The following is a 21,344-nucleotide window of genomic DNA, read 5'->3' as shown; positions in this document are numbered from 1 at the left end:
CTCCCAGGGCTACCACGCGACGTCGCTCGTCCAGGTGGTCGAGGACTGCGGCCGCACCAAGGCGCGCTGTTCTTCCACTTCGGCTCCAAGAGCGCCCTGGGCTGGGCGGTCGTGGACGAGGTCCACGCCTCGTGGGAGGACCTCACCGAGCGCATCGCGACGCGGCACCTCGATCCCCTGCAGACCCTGCTCGTCGTCTACGACGCCCAGATCGCCCGGCTCATGCACGATCCCGTCGTCCAGGGCGGGCTGCGCGTGATGCGCGAGGACCCGGGCATGCAGGCCGATCGGCACAAGTGGGTCGAGGGCTGGCGGGCCGAGAGCGAGGTCCTGCTCGCGCGGGCCCGCGCCGACGGGCTGCTCACCGCCGACACCGACCCGGCGGCGATCAGCACCACGCTGCTCAGCACGGTCGTCGGGCACCACTACCTCGCCGAGGCCCAGCCCGACGGCCCCACCACGTGGGAGCGCATGACCACGACGTGGGTCGGGCTCCTCCCGACCATCGCGGTGCACCCCTGGGTCACGCGCTGGTCGGGCTCGGGCTGGTCGCAGCGGCCCGCGCCGACGGCCGAGCCCTACGAGCGGGCCCGGCGGGTTGGTGTGGCCGACGCAGGGCCGTCATCCGGAACGTCGTGACACCGGACACCGTGACCTCGGCGAGCGATCCGGCTGCGCGCCGTAGGGTCCTCGACGTGACGACCGGGGCGACGTGGGGCGATGTCTTCACGGCGCTGACCGATCGGTCCCACCTCGTCGTCGGCGAGGGCCTCTCGGCCATGATCGACGAGGCCGTCCGGCCCCTCGGGCTGCACGCCGACGTGCTGCTGGTCGACCTCGGTCAGCGGGTGCTCACCTCGGTGCGGGTGGATCCCCCGCCGCCGCAGTCGGTGGAGGGGACCCTCGCCGGGCGGGCGTTCCAGTACGGCGAGTTCGTCGCCGGTTTCAGCGACGACGGTCGCCGGATGCTGTGGGTCCCCATGCTCGACGGCACGGAGCGGGCCGGCGTGGTGAGCCTGGAGCTCGGACCCGAGGTGGTCGACGACCTCGAGTTCCGCCGTCGGTGCTGGACCCTGTCCGGGCTGATGGGGCACATCGCGATCGCGAAACTGCCCTACAGCGACCGCATCCGACGGATCCGCGCCCCCCGACCGCTCACGGTGGCCGCCGAGCTCCTCTGGCAGCTGGTCCCGCCGCGCACCTTCGCCACCCACAACGTCTGCGTCACGGCACTGCTCGAGCCCTACGACCGGGTCGCGGGCGACGGCTACGACTACGTCGTGGACCTCGACACCGCGTACGTCGCGGTGTTCGACGGCGTCGGGCACGACCTCGCCGCGGGCAGTGCGACCGCCCTGGCCGTCAGCGCGATCCGCAACGCCCGCCGCCGGGGCGTCACCGACCTCGCCGCGCTCGCCGTCGAGGCCGACGTCCAGATGCAGGCGGCCGGAGCGCTCCCGCGGTTCGTGACCGCGATCCTGGCCCGGCTGGACCTGCGCACCGGCGAGCTGCGCTACCTCGTCGCCGGCCACCCCCATCCCCTGTTGCTGAGACACGGGCACCTCGTCGGCGCGTTCGGGGCGACACCGCGGCCGCCGCTCGGGGTCGGCGAGCACGCCGCCCCGGTGGAGGAGGCCGTGGAGTGGCTCGAGCCCGGCGACCGCGTGGTGTTCTACTCCGACGGGATCACCGAGGCGCGCGGCGCCGACGGGCGGTTCTTCGGTGAGCGCCGGCTGGTCGACCTCAGCGAACGCGCGGAGCTCGACGAGGTCTCGGCGCCCGAGACCCTGCGACGGCTCGCCGCCGCGGTCCTCGAGCACCAGGGCGGGCTGCTGCAGGACGACGCCACCCTGCTGATGGTGGACTGGTCGGCCACGGCGCACGAGCACCTGCTGCCCTCGGTCGCCCGGGACGTGACGGCATCGACCCCGCCGTCGCAGCGACCGGAGAAGGTCCGGTCCAGCGCGGCCGGGGGCTTCCGCTCGCCCACGGCGTGAGTCAGACGTAGCGGGTCAGGGCGAGGCTGGTGCCCCCCGGGCCGGCCTCGATGGCGACGTCGTCGACCAGCTGCCGCATCATGGTCAGCCCCCGGCCCCGGTGACCGGTCTCGGCCCCCTCGAGCTGCCAGGACCCGTCGTCGGCGACGGTGATGACCAGCCGGTCGTGGGCCTGCGACGCGGTGAGCGTCATGGTGCCGGCGCCGTGTCCGCCGGAGAAGGCGTGGTCGCAGCAGTTCTCGAGCGCCTCCGACGCGGCCAGGACGAGGTCCTCGATCACGTCCGCGTCGAGGTCGTCCCCGCCGAGCCACTGCGCGAGGCGCCGGCGGAGCAGACGGACGTGGCTCCCCTGCGCCGACGTACTGACCTGCAGGGTGTCGGGCCATCGGGGGACGGCGGCGGCGCCGTGGGCGTCCGGGTTCGGCATGGTCCGTCCTGGGTGCCCGATCCGCGACGGACCAACCCACCGATTCCGGTGACGTATTCCCGAGAACAGCGACCCTCCATCTCGACGACAATTCCTCGACGAACTGCAGAATGGTCGGGGTGCGATGTTGAACGCCATTCCTTGCTGACGATTGTTGCCTGTGCTAAACCGACCCGGGCCGTCCAGCCGCGGGCGGTCCATCATCGACAGAAGGGATCGTGGAGCCGGGATGAGCAGGTTCAACGGTGGCCGTCACGTTCTGCCCGAGCCGGAGCAGCCGGCCGGGGTGGTCACCGCCCTCGGGATCGACGAACAATCCGAACCCTTCGAGCCGGTCCGTCCGACGACCGCGCCCGAGGGAGCCCCGAATGTCGTGGTCGTGGTCCTCGACGATCTGGGGTTCGGCAGTTCGAGCGCCTTCGGGGGACCCTGCGACATGCCGACCGCCGATCGGCTCGCCGCCGACGGGCTGCGCTACACCCGCTTCCACGTGACCGCGCTGTGCTCGCCGACGCGCCAGGCGCTGATGACCGGCCGCAACCACCACTCCGTCGGCATGGGCGGCACCACCGAGATGGCCACGTCGGCCCCCGGGTACTCCGGCTTCCGCCCGCGCAGCGCGGCGACGATGGCCCGGACCCTGCAGGGCAACGGGTACTCGACGGCCGCGTTCGGCAAGTGGCACCAGACCCCGCCGTCGGAGATCAGCCCCGTCGGCCCGTTCGACCGCTGGCCCACCGGCGAGGGCTTCGACCACTTCTACGGCTTCATGGCCTGCGAGATGAACCACTGGTACCCCCTGCTCTACCAGGGCACCACGCCGGTCGAGCCCACGCGGCGGCCGGAGGAGGGCTACCACCTCTCCGAGGACCTCGTGGACCACGCCGTCGACTGGGTGCGCACCCAGCGCACCCTGACCCCGGACCGCCCCTTCTTCACCTACCTCGCCTTCGGGGCGTCGCACGCGCCGCTGCACGTCCGCCCGGAGTGGCGGGACCGCTACCGCGGGCGCTTCGACCACGGCTGGGACCGGCAGCGCGAGATGACGCTGGCCCGGCAGAAGGCGCTCGGGGTGGTCCCCCCGGACGCCGAGCTCGCCCCGTGGGCCGAGGAGGTGCCGCACTGGGACGAGCTCAGCGACGACCAGCGCGCGCTGGGGGCGCGGTTCATGGAGACCTTCGCCGGGTTCACCGAGCACGCCGACGCCCAGCTCGGGCGCTTCGTCGACGAGCTGGACCAGCTCGGTGAGCTCGACAACACGATGATCGTCTACCTGATCGGCGACAACGGCGCCTCGGGCGAGGGCGGCCTCGAGGGCACGCTCAACGAGCACCGCCTCGGGCACGGCCTCGTCGACGACCCCGGCGAGATGATCGGGCGCATCGACGAGATCGGCGGCGTCACGAGCTACCCGATCGCCCCGGTGGGCTGGGCGCTGGCGCAGAACACCCCGTACCAGTGGACCAAGCAGGTGGCGTCGCACTTCGGCGGCACCCGCGACGGGCTGGTGGTCCACTGGCCCCGCGGCATCGCCGACGGCGGCGGCCTGCGCCACCAGTTCCACCACGTCATCGACGTGCTCCCGACCGTCCTCGACTGCGCGGGCATCCCCGCCCCGGTCACCGTGGACGGGGTGACGCAGAAGCCCATCGAGGGCACGAGCATGCGGTACACGTTCGACGACGCCGCAGCGCCCGACCGCCGCCGCACCCAGTACTTCGAGATGTGCGGCAACCGCGGCATCTACCACGAGGGCTGGACCGCGGTGACCCGTCACGGCGTCCCGTGGGACATGGTGCCGAAGGCCGGGAAGTCGTTCCGCGACGACGTCTGGGAGCTCTACGACACCACCACCGACTGGAGCCAGGCCCACGACCTCGCCGACCGCCACCCCGAGAAGCTCGCCTCCCTGCGCGAGCTGTTCCTCATCGAGGCGTCGAAGTACCAGGTCTTCCCCCTGGACAACCGCGTCACCGAACGGGAGAACCCGCGGATCGCGGGGCGGCTCGACCTGCTCGGCGACCGCCGCTCGGTGACCTACCACGGGCGGACGCGACGGCTGATCGAGGAGACGACGCCCAACGTCAAGAACCGCTCCCACACGGTGATCGCCGACGTCGACACCGACGGCTCACTGACCGACGGGGTGATCGTCGCCCAGGGCGGGCGCTTCGGGGGCTGGGCGCTCTACTGCCTCGGCGGGCGCGCCTGCTACGTCTACAACTACTTCGGGACCACCAGCCACGTCCTGCGCGCCGAGGACCCGATGACCACCGGGCGCCACGAGGTCCGGATGGACTTCCAGTACGACGGCGGCGGCCTCGGGCGCGGCGGCACCGTCGTGCTCACCGTGGACGACGTGAAGGTCGCCCACGGCACGGTGGACGCCACCATCCCGTACTACTTCTCGTTCGACGAGACCTTCGACGTCGGCGTCGACCTCGGGACCCCCGTGGGCACCGACTACCCGATCGTCGGCAACGCGTTCACCGGGACGGTGCACACGGTGCGGATCGAGCTCGGGGACGCCGGCGACGAGGAGGGGACCGCCGAGGACGGGGGGCTCTACCGGCGGGTGATGGCCGCCCAGTGAGAGGTCAGGTGGCGCAGCGGAACCCGAGGTTCCCCGAGCTGGACTCCGGCGTGTTCGACGACCGCGCCGCCACCCGGAAGCGGTAGCAGTACGAGTCGTGGCAGAGGTACGAGCCGCCGCGCATCACCCGGCTCACGCCCTCCGCCGGCCCCACCGGGTCGGCGGAGGGCGACTCCCGGTAGGTGTCCGGGGAGAACCAGTCGGCGCACCACTCCCAGACGTTGCCCACCATCTGCCAGAGCCCGTGCCCGTTGGGCCGGTAGGTCTTCACGGGCGCGGTCGTCAGGTAGCCGTCCTCCTCGGTGTTCTGGACGGGGAAGCGGCCCTGCCAGATGTTCAGCGGCCACCGCCCGCGGGGCCGGAGCTCGTCGCCCCAGGGGAAGCGGGCGCCCTCGAGCCCGCCGCGCGCGGCGTACTCCCACTCCGCCTCGGTGGGTAGCCGCTTGCCCGCCCACGCGCAGTAGGCCTGCGCGTCGTTCCAGGACACGTGCACCACCGGGTGGTTGGCGCGGTCGCCCACCGACGAGCCGGGTCCCTCCGGTCGCCGCCAGCAGGCGCCCCGCACCCCGAGCCACCACCCGGCGCCGTCGACGCTGGTCGGGACGTCGGCGCGATCCCCCCGGAAGGCCAGGTGGAACACCGCCGACGACCCCCAGCGCTCCGCGTCGGTGACGTAGGAGGTGTCCTTGACGAACGTCGCGAACGCGGCGTTGGTGACCGCGGTGGCGTCGAGCCCGAACGGCGCCAGGGTGACCTCGTGCACCGGGTGCTCGCCGTCGTCGACGTAGCCCTCACCGAAGTGGTCGCCCATGGCGAAGCGCCCACCGGGCAGGGCCACCTGCCCCCGCGTGCTCACGCCCCGATGTTAGAGGTGGCCGGTGTTGAGGGGCTCGTCGCGACCGCGCAGGGCCAGCCACGTCACCACGGCCATGACCGCGGCGGCGACGCCGAGCACGGCGAGAGCCGGCTGGAGACCGCCGACGCCGACCCCGATGCCCGCGATGACCAGCGGGGCGAGGAACTCACCGAGGAACAGGGACCCGGTCCACAGCCCCGTGCCCCGGCCGCGCTGCTCGAAGGAGAGCCGGTTGACCGCCCAGGTCAGCAGGGTCGGCAGCAGCATGCCGGTGCCGAAGCCGGTGATCACGGCGCCGAGGGTGACGACCACGAGGGAGGTCGTGGCGAAGACGACCACCAGGCCGACGGCCGACAGGCCGAACGCGGTCGGCAGCAGGACCCGCGGCGAGAGCCGGGAGATCCGGCCGAACACGATGGCGCCGGCGGCCGTGGCCAGCGACATGACGGCGCTGATGCCGCCGATCACGGCGGTGGAGGTGACGCCGAGGCCGTTGAGGACGAACGAGAGCTCGACGATCAGCGCGTAGAAGACGGCGCCACCGAACAGCGTCACCAGGCACGGCGCAGCCAGCCGCCGCCACGGCACGCCCGCGAGCCGGGCGCCGGTCCGGGCCTCGGCGGTGGGACGGGCCGGCTGCCACAGGGAGCGCGCCATGGGGACGACCAGCAGGATCGCGGCGAAGTACAGCCAGAACGGCGTGCGCCAGCCCGCGGCGCCGAGCGCCCCGCCGAGCCCGAGGAAGACCGTCGCGGAGAGGGTCGCGACCAGCGTCTGCAGCCCGAGGTAGCGGCTGCGCTGCTCGCCCGACCAGTAGTCGCCGATCAGCGTCGTCGCGCAGGTCATGATCGCGGCCTCGCAGACGCCGACCAGGACGCGGCTGCCGAGGATCGCGCCGAGCGAGCCGAGGTACAGCGGTGCCGTGCCGAAGATCGTGTAGCCGACCATCGCGACGAGCAGCAGGCGCTTGCGGTCGAAGCGGTCGGCGATCGCGCCCGCGAACGGCGCCATCAGGCCGATGATCAGCGCGGGCACGGTGAGCACGATCGGGACGAGCACCTCGACGCCCGCCACCGCGGCGAACTCGGCCTGGATCTGCGGCAGGACCGGGGCGATGAGCACGGCGCCGAGCACGGACATGCAGCTCGCCGCGAGCAGCAGGATCAGCTGCGCGCGGCCGGCGGGACGGCCCGTGGCGGGGTCGACGACCGCGTCGCCCGCGGTGGCGGCGGCCCCCGGGACGGGCGGCGTGGTGGGACTGGTGGTCATGGGTGATTGGCTCCTCGGCCCTGAGGTGACACGACCGTTCGTGCTGGTCGGCGGGTTGCGGTGGCCGTCAGGGTGACGGCGCTCTCAGGGGGCGAGGAAGCCCGAAGACCTGATGACGGGTATCGGGGCTGCCGATACTCGTGTCAGACCGTCTCGTGCCGGAGGCGGTCGCGGACGCGGCCGAAGACGGTGCGCAGCCACTGGTGGCCGGTGTCGCGCTCGTAGACCGGGTGCCACCACAGCGCCTCGACCAGCGGCGTCACCGGGAACGGGCAGGGCAGGATCCGGACATCCGCGGCGGCGGCGAGCCGGGCCGCGAGGCGCTGCTGGACGAGCGCGAAACGGTCGGTGCCGGCCACGAGGAACGGCAGGGCGAGGAAGCTCTCGGAGACCGCCACGACCCGGGGCTCGATGCCGACCATGTGGAGCTGCTTGACCGCGGGGGTGAACCGGGTGGGCTCGCGGTAGGTGACGGCCATCGGCAGCGCGTGCAGGTGCTCGAGGGTGAACGTGTCCCCCACGACCTCGTTCCCGGCGCCGACCATGCAGACCCACTGGTCGTCGTAGAGGTCCTGGTGGGGCAGGTCGGTGAGGTAGCCGTGGGGCAGCAGCAGGCCGTCGACCGCGCGGAGGCTCTCGGGCGCGGCGTCGACGGTCTCGGTGCGCATCTGCTGGAACCGCAGGCACACCGACGGCGCCTCGGCGGCGAGCAGCTCGCTCAGCGGCCCGCCCAGCACCGTGGCCGCGTAGTCGGAGACGACGACGGTGAACTCGCGGTCGGAGACGGCCGGGTCGAACTCGGGCTGACCGGCGAAGACCCGCTCGAGGACGCCCACGGCGCCGGTGACGCGCTCGACGAGGTCGGTGGCCAGCGGCGTCAGCTCGTAGCTGTTGCCGACGCGGGTCAGCAGCTCGTCGTCGAAGTGCCGCCGCAGCCGCGACAGGGCCGTGCTCAGGGTGGGCTGGCTCAGGCCGAGGCCGGCCGCCGCCCGGGTGACCGACCGCTCGCGCAGCAGCGCGTCGAGGGAGACGAGCAGGTTCAGGTCGAGGTTCTGCAACGCGACGCTGCGCCGCGCCCTCACCGCTCGCCCATCGGAAATCGCCATACCCCGCATCGTCAGGTTCGTGTTCCCGGATAGTGCTCGGGTCCCGCACGGTGAGGCAACACACACCGAGTCCTCGGGAGGGACCAGCAGTGCCGACTGAGCCGACCGGCGGCGACACCCGCGCCATCCTCGCGGCGGGCCTCGACCCGGCGAAGCCCGAGGACGCGATCGCCGCCACCGTCGCCCGCGTCTCGAACTGGGGCCGCTGGGGTGCCGACGACGTCCTGGGCACCCTGAACCTCCTCGACGACGCCAAGCGCGTGGAGGGCGCCCGGCTCGTGCGCCGGGGTGCGGCGTTCTCGCTGTCGCAACCGTTCGACATGGACGGGCCGCAGCGTGGGTGGCGGCGGCGCACCAACCCCGTGCACACGATGCTCGACACCGGCCGCGAGGCCCTCGACGGCGAGTTCCCGCACGGGCTCGGCGGCGCCGACGACGTCATCGCCATGCCGCTGCAGTGCTCGACCCAGTGGGACGGGCTCGGGCACATCTTCGACCACGGCCACGCCTGGAACGGTCGCGCCGCCGCGGACGTCGTCACCAGCGCGGGCGACCGCGTCACCGGCATCGAGACCGCCGCCGACCGCCTCGCCGGGCGCGGGGTGCTGCTCGACGTCGGCCGTGCCCTCGGCCCCACCACCGGCGCGGGCGCCGGCGAGCTGCCCGACGGCTTCGCGATCACCACCGAGCACCTCGAGCGGACCATCGCCGCCCAGGGCGTCACGGTCGGGCGCGGCGACATCGTCTGCGTGCGCACCGGCCAGTACGCGCGCACCCGCCGCGAGGGCTGGGGCACCTACGCGGGCGGCCCCGCGCCGGGCCTGTCGTTCACCACCGCCGACTGGCTGCACGACACCGAGATCGCCGCGATCGCCACCGACACCTGGGGCTTCGAGGTCCGGCCCAACGAGTTCGACGTCGCCTTCCAGCCCCTGCACCAGATCGCGATCCCCCACCTCGGGCTGTTCATCGGCGAGATGTGGGACCTCGAGGCGCTGGCCGCCGACTGCGCGGCCGATCGCGTCTACGACTTCTGGCTCACCGCCGCACCCCTGCGCATCACCGGAGCCGTCGGCTCCCCCCTCAACCCGCTCGCCGTCAAGTAGGAGGACCTCATGGCTGCGGTCCGATCCGTGCTCGTGGTCGGCGGCGGAGCCGCCGGCTGCGCCACGGCCATCCAGCTCGCCCGCGACGGCGTCGCCGTCGACCTCGTCGAGGTCAAGAACGACGTCACGGCGGTGGGCTCGGGCATCACGCTGCAGGGCAACGCGCTGCGCGTGTTGCGCGATCTGGGCGTGTACGACCACGTCGCCGCCGTCGGCTACGGCTTCGACACCCTCGGATTGCGCGCACCCGACGGCACGGTGCTCGTCGAGATGCCGGACGCGAAGACGGGCGGTCCGGACCTGCCCGCCACCGTCGGCGCCCGGCGCGCCGACCTGGCGCGCGTGCTCGTCGCCCGCGCCCAGGAGGTGGGCGCGAAGCTGCGCTTCGGCACGACCGTCGAGACCCTCGCCCAGGACGACGCCGGCGTCGACGTCGCGTTCTCCGACGGCAGCACCGGGCGCTACGACCTGGTCGTCGGCGCCGACGGCGTCCGGTCGCACGTGCGGTCGCTGATCGGGGTCGACGTGGACGTCGCCCCGCTCGGGATGGGCATCTGGCGGGTGTTCACGCCCCGTCCGGCCGGCCTCGAGCGGACCGACCTCTACTACCACGGCGCCTGCTACATCGCGGGGTACTGCCCGACGGGCGAGGACAGCATCTACGCCTACCTGGTCGAGGACGCGCAGGACCGCTCCGGGCTCACGCCCGAGGAGCAGCTCGAGGTCATGCGCGGGCTCGCCGCGCAGTACCACGGGCCGTGGGACGACATCCGCGCGCTGATGACCGACGCCGCGCGCGTCAACTACACCTGGTTCGAGTGGCACGTCCTCGACGGGCCGTGGCACCGCGGGCGCGTCGTGCTGATCGGCGACGCCGCGCACTCCTGCCCGCCCACCCTCGCCCAGGGCGCCGCCCAGGCCCTCGAGGACGCCGCCGTCCTCGCCGAGGTGCTGCTGGACGCCGACCGCCTCGACGGCACGGTGCTCGACACCTTCACCGACCGCCGTCTCCCCCGCGCCCGCACCGTCGTCGAGAACTCCGTGCAGCTGTCGCGCTGGTTGCTCGACCACGTCCCTCCCCCTGAGAAGGGCGGGGCTGCCGACGTCCCCGGCCTCATGGGCCGCACCGCCGCGCTGCTCTCGCAGCGACCCTGACAGGAGCGACATGGACCGCCTCATCACCCACCTCCGGCACGTCGACCTCGGCGTGCCCGACTTCGACCGCCAGCTCGCCTTCTACACCGACCTGTGGAAGCTGAGCCCCGAGACCACCGACACCGGCATCGCCTTCCTCGCCACCGAGGGCTCGCCGGAGCAGTACCAGGTGCGGCTGCGCGCCGACGCCGAGAAGCGCGTCGACCTCATCGCCTTCGGTGCCGCGTCGGCCGCCGACGTCGACGCCCTGGCCGAGAAGCTGGGCCGCGAGGGCGTCACGCTCGTGTCGACCCCGGACAAGCTGCAGACCCCCGGCGGCGGCTACGGCTTCCGCTTCTTCGACCTCGAGGGCCGCACCGTCGAGGTGTCGTCCGACGTCGCGGTCCGGCAGCACCGCCGCGTCGAGGAGGGCGAGTCGGTGCCGGTGAAGCTCTCCCACGTCGTCATCAACTCGCCGCAGCCCGAGGCGCTGGTGGCCTGGTACGACCGCCACCTCGACTTCAAGCTCTCGGACACCCTGTACTCGCCGCACATGGGCGAGATGATGTGGTTCCTGCGCTGCAACCCCCAGCACCACTCGCTCGCGATCGCGCGCTGCCCGCACGTCTCGCTGCACCACGCGTCGTTCGAGCTGCGCGGCATCGACGAGTACATGCGCGGCACCGGGCGGCTGCTGCGCGCCGGGGTGGAGAAGGTGTGGGGTCCCGGGCGGCACATGGCCGGGAACAACACGTTCTCCTACTTCCTCGACCCCCAGGGCAACACCGTCGAGTACACGACGGAGCTGGAGAACCTCGACGAGGACACCTGGCACCCGAGCCTGCACGACTTCACCGACCCGATGGTCTCCGACCAGTGGGGCACCGCGAACCCGATGAGCGAGTTCGTCGCGAAGAAGTCGTTCAACGACCCTGACCGCGGCGTGTTCGTCGCGCCGCCGGTCTGATGCGCATCGCTTCGGTGCTGCACGACGGCGTCGTGCGTGTGGGCGTCGTCGAGGGCGACGGCGTCCACCTCCTCGACCGCCCCGTCACCGTGCTCGACCTGCTGCGCTCCGGCGACCTGACGGCGGCCGGACGGGACGCGCTGCGCTCCCGCCCGGTCGCCCTCGGGGACGTGCGCCTGCTGGCGCCGCTCGAGCCGCCGACGGTGCGCGACTTCGTCGCGTTCGAGGAGCACGTCGAGGGTGTCCGGAAGTCGATCGACGGCGTGGGCGGCGTGGTGCCCGAGTGGTACGAGGCACCGACGTTCTACTTCACCAACCCCTACGCGGTGATCGGCCCGGACGACGACGTCCCGGTCCCGCCGGGGAGCGCGGTGCTCGATTTCGAGCTCGAGGTCGCCGTGGTGATCGGCCACGAGGGCCGTCACCTGTCCCCGGAGCGGGCGCGCGAGCACATCGCCGGCTACACGATCTTCAACGACTGGTCGGCCCGCGACCTCCAGGCCCGCGAGATGAAGGTCAACCTGGGCCCGGCCAAGGGCAAGGACACCGCAACGACGCTGGGTCCGTGGCTGGTCACGGCCGACGAGCTCGAGCCGTACCGCGACGCCGACGGCTTCCTCGCCCTCGCCATGACCGCGGAGGTCAACGGCCGCGTCGTCGGCCACGACCTGCTCTCGAACATGGGCTGGCCGTTCGAGGACCTGATCGCCTACGCGTCGCGCGGCACCCTCGTGCGCCCCGGCGACGTCCTGGGCTCGGGCACCTGCGGCAACGGCGGCTGCCTCGCCGAGCTCTGGGGCCGCGGCACCTCGCGCGAGGAGCTCCCCCCGCTGCGCCCCGGCGACGTCGTCACCCTGACCGTCGAGGGCCTGGGCACGATCGCCAACCGCGTCGTCCCGGGCGTCGACCCGATCCCGGTCCCCGCCGCCCGCCCGCGTCCCCGCACCCGCCCGTCCGCTGCGCCGGTCGGGTCATGACGAGTGTCAGCGGCGTGACCGCCCACGGTGGCGTGACGTCGATCTCCGACGCGCTGCGCTGACCCCGAATCCCGAGAGGACCCCGAAGTGTTCGAGTACTTCCCCGGCAACTACGTCTGGAACCTGGGCGTGGTCGCCACCCTCAACAGCGGCGGGCTCATCGACGAGGTCGACCGCGCGTGCCGCCCCATCAAGGAGGCCGCGGCCCAGGGCGAGGACGCCGGCACGCCGGACTTCCTGCGCGCCTGGACCGCGCTGACCGACCAGCTCGTCGGCCAGGCCGAGGAGGCCGAGAAGGCCGGGCACACCCGCACCGCCGGGCAGCTCTACTCCCGCGCCACGAACTACCTGTGCCAGGCCGAGCGGATGCTCGCCCACTCCGACGAGAACCGGGTCCCCACCTACCGCCGCGTGCTCGAGCTGGCCCAGAAGGCCTTCGACCTGCAGGACACGCGGATCACCCGCGTCGCGATCCCCTACGAGGGCACCACGCTGCCGGCCTACTTCAGCGCGGCCCCGGCGACCGAAGCGGGACCCGCGCCCGTGGTCATCCTGGTCAACGGGCTCGACTCGGCCAAGGAGCACATGTACAGCTCCGGGCACTGGGCCGAGCTGGCCGCCCGCGGCATCTCCTGCCTCATGCTCGACCAGCCCGGCACCGGCGAGGCGCTGCGCCTGCAGGGTCTGACCGCCCGGATCGATACCGAGGTCTGGGCCGGCGCAGCCGTCGACTTCCTCGAGGCCCGCGACGACGTCGACGCCGACCGCATCGGCATCGTCGGCTGGTCGCTCGGCGGCTACTTCGCGCCGCGCGCCGCCGCGTTCGAGAAGCGCCTCGCCCTCTGCGTCGCGTGGGGCGCCAACCACAACTGGGGCGCGGTGCAGCGCCGGCGCCTCGAGCGCGAGGGCGAGCGGCCGGTGCCGCACTACTGGGAGCACGTGCTCTGGGTGTGGGGCCACGACGACCTCGAGACGTTCATCGAGTTCGCCGACGGGGTGCACCTCGACGGCGTCGTCGAGCACATCACGGTCCCGTTCCTCGTCGCCCACGGCGAGAACGACCGGCAGATCCCGCTGTCCTACGCCCACCGCTCCTACGAGCAGGCGGTGAACAGCCCACGGCGCGAGCTGCGCGTGTTCACCCCCGAGGAGGGCGCGACCGAGCACATCGGGCTCGACCACCTCCCGCACGTCAGCACCTTCGTCGCCGACTGGGTGGCCGACGTCTTCGCCGAGCTCCCTACACGGGCGCGGTCGTGAACACCGGCCAGCCGATCTCCGTGCGCCACGCGGCGGGGTCGGGTGTGTCGCGGGGCCCCACCAGGTAGGTCTCGTGCACGGGGCCGTCGACGAGCAGGACGTGCTCGGCGAGGTGGGCGCCGAGCGCGCCGTAGGTGACGTCGATGTCGTCGTGCGGCCCGGGGTGCACCGTGCGGGCGAGGTGGTCGGTGATGAGCGTCGCGCGCTCGTCGACGTCCGCAGCGAGCAGGCGGGCGATCTCGCGGACCGGCATGTCAGGTCCCGGAACCGGCGGATCACCTGTGCGGTGGGGACCTGGTCGGTGGAGTAGTAGCGGTACCCCGAGTGCGGGTCCACCTGATCGGGCTGCAGCAGCCCGTCCTCGTCGAGGGCCGGATCCAGCGGCTGACGATCCGGTCGGGCGGCACCTGAGGTCGTGTCGGGGTCGTCACGACGCGGAAGGTGCCCCACCCTCGGGGCGTTGACCACGATCATGGCCCCGACACTCCTCGCGCCGGACACCACCGTCGTCCTGAACAACGGCCTGCGCATGCCCCAGCTCGGCTTCGGGGTCTCGGAGGCCCGCGACGCCGAGGCGTCGGTCTCCGAGGCCCTCGAGCAGGGCTACCGCAGCATCGACACCGCCGCGGTCTACGGCAACGAGGAGGGCGTCGGCCGCGCGATCGCGGCGTCGGGCATCCCGCGCGACGAGCTGTTCGTCACCACCAAGGTCTGGCGCGGCCACGAGGGGTGCGCGCACGCCCGGGACTGCGCCGCCGGCAGCCTGGAGCGGCTCGGCCTGGACTTCGTCGACCTCCACCTCGTGCACTGGCCGGCGACCGTGCTCGCCGAGGGCGTGCAGACCTGGGACGGGATGGAGCAGCTGCTCGCCGAGGGCCGCGCCCGGGCGATCGGCGTGTCCAACTTCCGCCCGGGCCACCTGCGGCGCCTGCTCGACCTCGGCGGCACCGTGCCCGCCGTCAACCAGATCGAGCTGCACCCGCACCTGCAGCAGCACGAGCTGCGCGCCCTGCACGCCGCCCTGGGCATCACCACCGAGGCCTGGAGCCCGCTCGGACGCGGCGCCGTCCTCGGCGAGCCGACCCTCGTGGCCGTCGCCGAGCGACTCGGTCGTACGCCGGCCCAGGTCGTGCTGCGCTGGCACCTCCAGCAGGGCACGGTCGTGATCCCCAAGTCCGACAGCCCCGAGCGCATCGCCGGGAACCACGCCCTCTTCGACTTCGCGCTGACCGACGAGGACATGCTGGCGATCGCCGACCTGCACGTCGCCGACGGCGCCGGGCGCATCGGGCCGGTCGCCGACGAGCCGACCGGGGCCTGATCACGGCCCGGGCGCGGTCATCCGCCGGTCAGCGGCAGATGCAGCCGCGGTCCCAGCCGTGGTCGTGGGTGGCCGCACAGAACCGGCGGCCCAGCGCGTCGTGCCCCGACCAGGTGTGCGGGCAGGCGGAGCACGAGGGTTCGCCCGTCCCGTCCAGCACCTGGTCGGTGGGATCCTCGACGACCGAGGCCTCGTGAGTGCCCATGGCATGCCCTTCTCGAGCGGCTGGAGTGGCTCCGGACGCGAGGGGCGACAGCCCGGCGGAGCAGGTACCGGGTCTCGCCGACGCTACGCCGTGTCGTGGGGTGCGCGTAGGCTGAGGTCACTGACGGAGTTGGCCCCGGCACCCGGCGAGCCCCGTTCCCCTCCTGGTGGTCGGAGCTCCCATGGCGTCAGTCGGTCCGAACGTCGACGGTGATGTCCCTCCCGAGCGCATCCTCAAGAGCCACGAGGCCGAGGTCGCCGCGCACCACCTGGCCCGCCGCCGCGCCGTGCCCGTGATCGCCGGGCGTGCCATCGACGCCGACGACTGCCGCGAGCTGCTCCACATGCTGGGGCTCGCCGACGTGGCCGGGCTGCCGTCGATCGACATCCCGCCGCGCCGCTGAGTCACTCCAGGAAGCGCGCCCGGTAGCGGGTGGCGACGACGAGCAGCGCCAGCTCGGCCACCACGGCGACGACCACGAGCTCGGCGTCGAGGTAGCCCAACGCCACGTTGACGCCGGCGAGCGCCAGGACGAGTCCGATCCGGCAGAGGCGGACGCCCGCCCGATCGCGACCGATCACCAGCGCCACCGCCGCGACCAGCAGCAGGACGCCCACGACGGCCTCGCCCGCCGAGGCGACGACGAGCATCGGCGGTCGCGTGCCCGGCGGCACCACCTGGTCGTCGAGGACGATCTGCGTGTCCGGGTCGCTGCTCCACAGGGCGACGAGCACGACGAGGCCGACCAGCGAGAGCAGGCCGAGCAGCGCCGAGCCGGCGGCGAGTACGAGCCGGTGCAGCCAGCGCGGGACGAGCGCCGCCTCGGCCCGGGCGAGGCCCTCGATCCCGGTGCGGGACCGGCTCGGCGCCTCCTCGAGCGGGGCGGCCTCGACGACCGGGCGCAGCGCCGCGGCGTAGGTGACGAGGTCGGGACGGGACGTGTCGGCCTCCAGCGACGCGAGGTCGCGGAGCAGCGCGGCGCGGTCGTGCGGGCGCAGGGCGCCGTCCGCGAGGTCCTTCGACCGGACGGCCACGGAGTAGGCGAGCGCCCGGGGCCGGTCGAGCCGGGCGTGGCGCGTCACCGTCGCCAGCCCGAGCACGCCCAGGAAGACCACGTAGATGATCGGCGCCGCCAGCGGCGTGAAGTAGTCGTTCCGCTGGGTGATGAACTTCCCGACCTCGTCGACGAAGAGCCCGGAGCCGACGCCGACGAGGACCGCGGTGGCCGTCGGCACCCAGCGGTTGCTCCACATCAGGGCGGCGAGGCCGCCGAGCAGCAGGAGCAGCCCGCCCCAGAGGGCGTGGGCGAGGTGGTAGGTCGCCCCGCCGATCTGGGGGTAGCCGGTGAGCGCCAGGTAGAGGCGGGTGACCACCACCGTGACCCCGAAGGCGACGGCCACCAGCCGCACGTTGCGGGCGGCGTCCTCCCGCGGCACGGGACCGCGGAGCCGGCGACGCGCGGGTGCCCCGTCACCGGTCGACGCCGCCACCGCGGACGTGGTCATGGATCACGACCGTAGTGACTCCGGGCGCACCGCGGGGGACGCCCGGCGCTCCGTCCGCCGGGGCGATTGCGAGCGCTCCACCGCGCAGGGGACCCTGTACGTGTGGGCGAACACCCGACGCACCTGGCACTCGACGACCTCGGCGTGGCCCGGGACCTTCCCCGGCCCGGCGGCAAGGACCAGATCCAAGGCGTCCCCTACCGACCGATCCAGTTCCTCGACGACGACCTCCCGACCGCCCTCGAGCGCTCGGCGACCTGGTTGCGGGAGGCCGAGCAGTGGCTCGGTGAGCCCCTCGACGTCATCGCCGTGCACCTCGACTACGACGACGCCAAGGGCTCGCCGTACTACGACCTCAAGCTCCTCTGCAACGAGGAGGACCTGGCGGGCGTGCCGATCGCGATGCGCAAACGGGACAACCACACGGGGTAGGCACACGGGCTAACGGCTCCGGAGCCCGGACGCCTCCACCTGCCCGACGAAGTACCGCACCGACTCGGGCCGGGCGGTGACGCTGAAGTCCAGGTGGTCGGCCGCCTCCCGCCCGGGGAGGGCACGCACGCCCGGGCCCAGCTCGTCGAACTCGACGCGCAGGGTGCCGGCGCCGACCGTGCCGACCTCGCGCAGCGCGGCGATCGGGAACTCCATGCGTCCGGAGTGCTCGCCGTCGAACGTCACCGCCATCGACGTCACGCACAACAGGCCGCGGTCGGTGGTGTGGGGCTCGGTGATGACGGCGCTGAGGATGGCCCGGACCGAGGTCGTCTCCGGCACGGCGGCGAGCGCCTCCGCGAGGTGGCGCTTCGACCGCAGGCGCTCGGCGTCCTTGGCGTGCATGCCGTTCAGGGCCCGGCGCAGGTCCTCGCGCTCGGGCAGCGGCACGGGCGGGGTGCGGGAGAAGAGACCCATGTCGTGGACTCTAGGGACCAGCGGCGGGATTTCTGAACGGACTCTTCCGTCGCGCGTCCGGCCCAACTCCGGTGGTGGCGGTCTGAACCCTCCTGATCAGGGAATCGTGATCACATGGGTGCCGACGACACGGTCAAGAACCGCTCGAAGCAGGTCAAGGGGAAGGCCAAGGAGGTCACGGGCAAGGCCACGGGCAACAAGAAGCTCGAGCGGAGCGGCCAGAAGGACATGGTCGTCGGCGAGGTCAAGGAGCGCGGCAACATCTAGCCCCCACCCTCTGGTCGCCACCCTCTGGGCGGCACCATCTGCTCGCCGCCTGACGGCGACCCGCCCTCGGCCCCATGATGGGGGCGTGGCCACGCGGACGCAGGACACCGAGGTGATCCTCCGCCTGCCGTGCCTGGGTCCCGAGCCGATGCCGGTGGCACAGGCGACGGCCGCGGTCGTCGGGTACGCCCGCGCCCGGCGCTGGCTGCGCTTCCGCTCGCCCGGTACCCCGGAGGGCCGGTGGGTGGAGGTGCCCGCGTTCGGCTGGGCGCGGTTCGACGCGCGTCCCGCGAGCGGGGGGCTCGACGCCGACGTCCTGCTCGCCGAGGGCCTGCACGGACGCCTCGACCAGGCCGGCTGGCACGCCGTACACGACACCCTCGCGGGGATCGGCGGGCTGGTCGACGCCCTCGTCGCCCGGGCCGGCGAGCACCCGTTCTGGGAGCTGTCCGACGAGGAGCTCTCGGTGCTCGGCGAGCCCGGCACCGTCGGGGCGTACCTGCGCCGGATCGGGCAGGAGTCCGGCGCGCACTCCGCGCACGTCCTGGCCGCCCTGCACCACCGGCACCCCGAGCTCGTCCCGCATCTGACCCGGACCACCCGACGCGCGCTGCTCCCCCATCTCGAGGAGGGCGACAGCGGCGTGGAGGCCGTGGTGCGACGGGACCTGCGGGGCAACGCGGACGCGTTCGCCGCGCTGGAGGACGCCGTGGCGGCGGCGACGGGCGACGCCCGTCCGACCCGCCTGCGCCTGCACGACGTGCTGCTCTGGCTGTCGACGACGCTGCGCCTCGCGCACGCCGTCGCGGCCGGAGACCGCCTGCTCAGCGCGGCCGGCGATCCCGGCTGCAGGTCGTGAGCGCCTCGAGCAGCGGAGCGAGGCGGCGACCCTCGGCGGAGAGCGCGTACTCGGTGCGCGGTGGCCGCGCGTCGAGCACCCGCCGTTCGAGCAGCCCCGCCGCCTCGAGGTCGGCCAGGCGCGCCGCGAGCGTCGCGGGCGGCACCTGGCCGAGGGCCTGCTCGAACTCCGAGAACCGGACCGCACCGAGGTGCGCGGCGTAGAGCACCGAGAGCGACCAGCGTCGCTCCAGCAGTGCCGTCAGCGCGCGCACCTCGGGCGGTACCGGCTCCCGTGAGCACATGTCAGGCGGCCACCTCGAGGCTCTGCGGCACGGGCTCCAGGGCCACGTCGAGGACCTCACTGATCGTCATGGACGGGTGGAACTCCAGCTGCGCAGCCACGTCGGCGGGGACGTCGTCGAGGTCGGCGCGGTTGCGCTCCGGGACGACGATCTGCGTCAGGCCCGCCGCGTGCGCGGCCAGCACCTTCTGCTTCACCCCGCCGATCGGCAGGACCCGGCCCTGCAGCGTGAGCTCACCGGTCATCGCGACCGTGTGCCGCACCGGGCGTCCGGTCAGCAGCGACACCAGCGCCGTGGCCATGGTGACGCCGGCCGACGGCCCGTCCTTCGGGGTCGCGCCCGCGGGGACGTGCACGTGGAACGACCGTCCCGAGAACGCGTCCTCGGCGATGCCCAGCTCCGCGGCGTGCGAGCGCACCCACGACAGGGCGATCCGGGCCGACTCCTTCATGACGTCGCCGAGCTGCCCGGTGAGGATCAGGCCCTCGTCGCCCGCCATGCCGGCGGCCTCGATGAAGAGGACGTCACCGCCCGCGCCGGTCACGGCCATGCCGGTCGCGACGCCGGGGACCGCGGTCCGCTCGACGGCCTCGGTGAAGACCTTCTGGCGGCCGAGGTGCTTGCGCACGACCTCGGTGTCGACGACGACCTTCGGCGACCCCGTCGCCACCTCGGTGGCGATCTTGCGGGTCAGCTTGCCCAGCGCGCGGTCGAGCTGCCGGACACCGGACTCGCGGGTGTACTCGGACACCACGAGGCGCAGTGCGGACTCGTCGGCGCTCACGTCGTCCACCGTGAGGCCGGCGCTCGTGATCTGCCGCGGCAGCAGGTGGTCCCGGGCGATGGCGACCTTCTCCTCGACGGTGTAGCCGTCGAAGGAGATGACCTCCATGCGGTCGAGCAGCGGACCCGGGATGGTGTCCAGCTGGTTGGCCGTCGCCAGGAACACGACCTGCGAGAGGTCGATCTCGACGTCGAGGTAGTGGTCGCGGAACGCGTGGTTCTGCGCCGGGTCGAGCACCTCGAGCAGCGCGGCGGACGGGTCGCCGCGCCAGTCGGCGCCGACCTTGTCCACCTCGTCGAGCAGGATCACCGGGTTCATCGTGCCCGCGTCGCGCAGGGCTCGCACCAGGCGCCCCGGCAGGGCGCCGACGTAGGTGCGGCGGTGACCGCGGATCTCGGCCTCGTCGCGGACGCCGCCCAGCGACATCCGGACGAACTCGCGGTTCATCGCCCGCGCGACCGACTCGCCGATCGAGGTCTTGCCGGTACCCGGAGGCCCGACCAGGGTGAGGATCGTCCCGGCCTTCTTGTCGCCCTCGACGCCGCGGTCGCGGCGCAGCTTGCGGACGGCCAGGTACTCGACGATGCGGTCCTTGACGTCCTCGAGGCCGGTGTGGTCGGCGTCGAGCACGGTGCGGGCCGCGGCCGGGTCGAGCTGCTCCTCGGAGACCTTCGACCACGGCAGGGCCAGCAGCCAGTCGAGGTAGGTCCGGATCATCGAGGACTCGCCGGACTGCTCGCCGCCGCGCTCGAGGCGGGCCAGCTCGCGCTCGGCCTGCTCGCGCACGTGGTCCGGCATGCCGGCCTCGGCGATCTTCGCGCGGTAGTCGTCCCCGCCGCCGGACTCGTCGCCCTCGCCCAGCTCCTTGCGGATGGACTCCAGCTGGCGGCGCAGGACGTACTCGCGCTGCTGCTTCGCCGCGCCGGACTCGACGTCCTCGCGCAGCGTCTTGCGCACCTGCAGCTCGGCGAGCCGCTCGCGCTGCAGGCGCAGGGCCAGCTCCAGGCGCTCACGCACGTCGAGCGTCTCGAGCAGGGACACCTTCTCGTCGTAGGGGGTCTCGGGCGCCCAGCCGGCGGTGTCCGCCAGCGCGCCGGGCTCGTCGATGCCGCGCAGGAACGTCGACACGCGGCCGTCGTCGCCGCGCAGCTCGAGGATCTCCTCGACCACCACGCGGTACGTGCTCTCCAGCTCGCGGATCCGGCCGTCGCGGTCCGTGCTGTCCTGGTACGGGGTCACGTCGACGCGCAGGTGACCTGCCTCGTCGGTGTTGCCCGTCCCGGCCCGGCCGCGGTGCACTCCGGTGAGCTGCACGGCGGTCACGCCGTTCGGGAGTCGGGTGCGGCCCGTGACGTCGGCGACCGTGCCCACCGTGGCGAACCGACCCTCGTGGCGTGGGACGAGCAGGACCTGCTCGCCCTCCTCGGCGCCGACCTCGGCGGCCGGGACCACGACGGTCATGCCCGGGAAGATCACGTTGTCGTCGACGGGGACCAGCAGCAGCTCGGTCATTCTCGTC

General features: G+C 73.2%; 23 protein-coding genes. 13 read left to right on the top strand and 10 right to left on the bottom strand.

Annotation, left to right across the window (positions count from 1 at the left end; genetic code table 11):
- The first annotated feature begins 111 nt into the window (after window positions 1-111).
- Both PH191_RS29130 and PH191_RS29125 read left to right on the top strand, forming a co-directional pair.
- Window positions 112-639, top strand: a complete 528-nt coding sequence (locus tag PH191_RS29130) for a hypothetical protein (RefSeq protein WP_274198126.1) — start codon at window positions 112-114, stop codon at window positions 637-639.
- Window positions 640-695: 56 nt separating this feature from the next.
- A complete protein-coding gene (locus PH191_RS29125) occupies window positions 696-1,997 on the top strand; it encodes a PP2C family protein-serine/threonine phosphatase (RefSeq protein WP_274198125.1) in 1,302 nt (433 codons plus the stop codon).
- Window position 1,998: 1 nt separating this feature from the next.
- Here PH191_RS29125 and PH191_RS29120 read toward each other — a convergent pair whose 3' ends face one another.
- Window positions 1,999-2,424: an ATP-binding protein gene (locus PH191_RS29120; RefSeq protein ID WP_274198124.1), complete on the bottom strand. Its 426-nt coding sequence runs from the start codon at window positions 2,422-2,424 to the stop codon at window positions 1,999-2,001.
- 229 nt (window positions 2,425-2,653) lie between these two features.
- On the opposite strand from PH191_RS29120, the gene PH191_RS29115 reads away from it, so the two are divergent.
- Window positions 2,654-5,017, top strand: a complete 2,364-nt coding sequence (locus PH191_RS29115; RefSeq protein ID WP_274198123.1) for an arylsulfatase — start codon at window positions 2,654-2,656, stop codon at window positions 5,015-5,017.
- Between the two features lie 4 nt (window positions 5,018-5,021).
- Here the strand turns inward: PH191_RS29115 and PH191_RS29110 are convergent, their stop codons facing one another.
- The 3 genes from PH191_RS29110 to PH191_RS29100 form a co-directional block, all read right to left on the bottom strand.
- A complete protein-coding gene (locus PH191_RS29110) occupies window positions 5,022-5,873 on the bottom strand; it encodes a formylglycine-generating enzyme family protein (RefSeq protein ID WP_337994115.1) in 852 nt (283 codons plus the stop codon).
- A gap of 9 nt (window positions 5,874-5,882) precedes the next feature.
- The gene (locus PH191_RS29105) at window positions 5,883-7,142 is read right to left on the bottom strand and encodes an MFS transporter (RefSeq protein ID WP_274198122.1); all 1,260 of its coding nucleotides are present in this window, start codon (window positions 7,140-7,142) and stop codon (window positions 5,883-5,885) included.
- A gap of 143 nt (window positions 7,143-7,285) precedes the next feature.
- A complete protein-coding gene (locus PH191_RS29100) occupies window positions 7,286-8,248 on the bottom strand; it encodes a LysR family transcriptional regulator (protein ID WP_274198121.1) in 963 nt (320 codons plus the stop codon).
- A gap of 89 nt (window positions 8,249-8,337) precedes the next feature.
- On the opposite strand from PH191_RS29100, the gene PH191_RS29095 reads away from it, so the two are divergent.
- The 5 genes from PH191_RS29095 to PH191_RS29075 all read left to right on the top strand — a co-directional run bounded on the left by PH191_RS29095 (window position 8,338) and on the right by PH191_RS29075 (window position 13,692).
- Window positions 8,338-9,354 carry a cyclase family protein gene (locus tag PH191_RS29095; protein ID WP_274198120.1) on the top strand — a complete coding sequence of 339 codons (1,017 nt, stop codon included), beginning with the start codon at window positions 8,338-8,340 and terminating at the stop codon, window positions 9,352-9,354.
- A 9-nt stretch (window positions 9,355-9,363) separates the two neighbouring features.
- Window positions 9,364-10,509, top strand: coding sequence for an FAD-dependent monooxygenase (locus PH191_RS29090; RefSeq protein WP_274198119.1), 1,146 nt, complete (start codon window positions 9,364-9,366; stop codon window positions 10,507-10,509).
- Between the two features lie 10 nt (window positions 10,510-10,519).
- Window positions 10,520-11,455, top strand: a complete 936-nt coding sequence (locus PH191_RS29085; protein WP_274198118.1) for a VOC family protein — start codon at window positions 10,520-10,522, stop codon at window positions 11,453-11,455.
- Entirely contained in the window at window positions 11,455-12,432 is a 978-nt protein-coding gene (locus PH191_RS29080) for a fumarylacetoacetate hydrolase family protein (protein WP_274198117.1), read from the top strand. Before PH191_RS29085 ends, PH191_RS29080 begins: the two co-directional genes overlap by 1 nt.
- Window positions 12,433-12,519: 87 nt before the next feature.
- A complete protein-coding gene (locus PH191_RS29075; protein ID WP_274198116.1) occupies window positions 12,520-13,692 on the top strand; it encodes an alpha/beta hydrolase family protein in 1,173 nt (390 codons plus the stop codon).
- On the opposite strand, the gene PH191_RS29070 is transcribed toward PH191_RS29075, so the two are convergent.
- Window positions 13,673-13,945, bottom strand: a complete 273-nt coding sequence (locus tag PH191_RS29070; protein WP_274198115.1) for a GyrI-like domain-containing protein — start codon at window positions 13,943-13,945, stop codon at window positions 13,673-13,675. The genes PH191_RS29075 and PH191_RS29070 overlap by 20 nt on opposite strands.
- Window positions 13,946-14,164: 219 nt before the next feature.
- Between PH191_RS29070 and PH191_RS29065 the strand changes: the two genes are divergently transcribed.
- Window positions 14,165-15,013, top strand: coding sequence for an aldo/keto reductase (locus tag PH191_RS29065; protein WP_274198154.1), 849 nt, complete (start codon window positions 14,165-14,167; stop codon window positions 15,011-15,013).
- 28 nt (window positions 15,014-15,041) lie between these two features.
- Here the strand turns inward: PH191_RS29065 and PH191_RS29060 are convergent, their stop codons facing one another.
- Window positions 15,042-15,218 carry an RGCVC family protein gene (locus PH191_RS29060; RefSeq protein ID WP_274198114.1) on the bottom strand — a complete coding sequence of 59 codons (177 nt, stop codon included), beginning with the start codon at window positions 15,216-15,218 and terminating at the stop codon, window positions 15,042-15,044.
- A gap of 181 nt (window positions 15,219-15,399) precedes the next feature.
- Here PH191_RS29060 and PH191_RS29055 point away from each other — a divergent pair, with 181 nt between their 5' ends.
- Entirely contained in the window at window positions 15,400-15,621 is a 222-nt protein-coding gene (locus tag PH191_RS29055) for a hypothetical protein (RefSeq protein WP_274198113.1), read from the top strand.
- Window position 15,622: 1 nt separating this feature from the next.
- On the opposite strand, the gene PH191_RS29050 is transcribed toward PH191_RS29055, so the two are convergent.
- On the bottom strand, window positions 15,623-16,723 hold the full coding sequence (locus tag PH191_RS29050; protein WP_274198112.1) for a hypothetical protein: 1,101 nt from the start codon (window positions 16,721-16,723) through the stop codon (window positions 15,623-15,625).
- Between the two features lie 102 nt (window positions 16,724-16,825).
- Here PH191_RS29050 and PH191_RS29045 point away from each other — a divergent pair, with 102 nt between their 5' ends.
- Window positions 16,826-17,155 (top strand): hypothetical protein, encoded by a 330-nt coding sequence (locus tag PH191_RS29045; RefSeq protein WP_274198111.1) that lies wholly within the window; start codon window positions 16,826-16,828, stop codon window positions 17,153-17,155.
- A 9-nt stretch (window positions 17,156-17,164) separates the two neighbouring features.
- On the opposite strand, the gene PH191_RS29040 is transcribed toward PH191_RS29045, so the two are convergent.
- Window positions 17,165-17,632 carry a hypothetical protein gene (locus tag PH191_RS29040; RefSeq protein WP_274198110.1) on the bottom strand — a complete coding sequence of 156 codons (468 nt, stop codon included), beginning with the start codon at window positions 17,630-17,632 and terminating at the stop codon, window positions 17,165-17,167.
- A gap of 114 nt (window positions 17,633-17,746) precedes the next feature.
- On the opposite strand from PH191_RS29040, the gene PH191_RS29035 reads away from it, so the two are divergent.
- Window positions 17,747-17,899: a CsbD family protein gene (locus PH191_RS29035; protein ID WP_274198109.1), complete on the top strand. Its 153-nt coding sequence runs from the start codon at window positions 17,747-17,749 to the stop codon at window positions 17,897-17,899.
- Window positions 17,900-17,984: 85 nt separating this feature from the next.
- The gene (locus PH191_RS29030; RefSeq protein WP_274198108.1) at window positions 17,985-18,758 is read left to right on the top strand and encodes a hypothetical protein; all 774 of its coding nucleotides are present in this window, start codon (window positions 17,985-17,987) and stop codon (window positions 18,756-18,758) included.
- On the opposite strand, the gene PH191_RS29025 is transcribed toward PH191_RS29030, so the two are convergent.
- Both PH191_RS29025 and lon read right to left on the bottom strand, forming a co-directional pair.
- Window positions 18,724-19,041, bottom strand: coding sequence for a winged helix-turn-helix transcriptional regulator (locus tag PH191_RS29025; protein WP_274198107.1), 318 nt, complete (start codon window positions 19,039-19,041; stop codon window positions 18,724-18,726). The genes PH191_RS29030 and PH191_RS29025 overlap by 35 nt on opposite strands.
- Before the next feature lies 1 nt (window position 19,042).
- Window positions 19,043-21,337 (bottom strand): endopeptidase La, encoded by a 2,295-nt coding sequence (lon, locus tag PH191_RS29020; RefSeq protein WP_274198106.1) that lies wholly within the window; start codon window positions 21,335-21,337, stop codon window positions 19,043-19,045.
- Window positions 21,338-21,344: the final 7 nt, after the last annotated feature.

The sequence above is a fragment of the Actinomycetospora callitridis genome (assembly GCF_028737265.1).
Taxonomy (GTDB): domain Bacteria; phylum Actinomycetota; class Actinomycetes; order Mycobacteriales; family Pseudonocardiaceae; genus Actinomycetospora; species Actinomycetospora callitridis.
The sequence above is the reverse complement of the archived record's forward strand: the minus strand, read 5'-3'. Positions and strand labels throughout refer to the sequence as shown.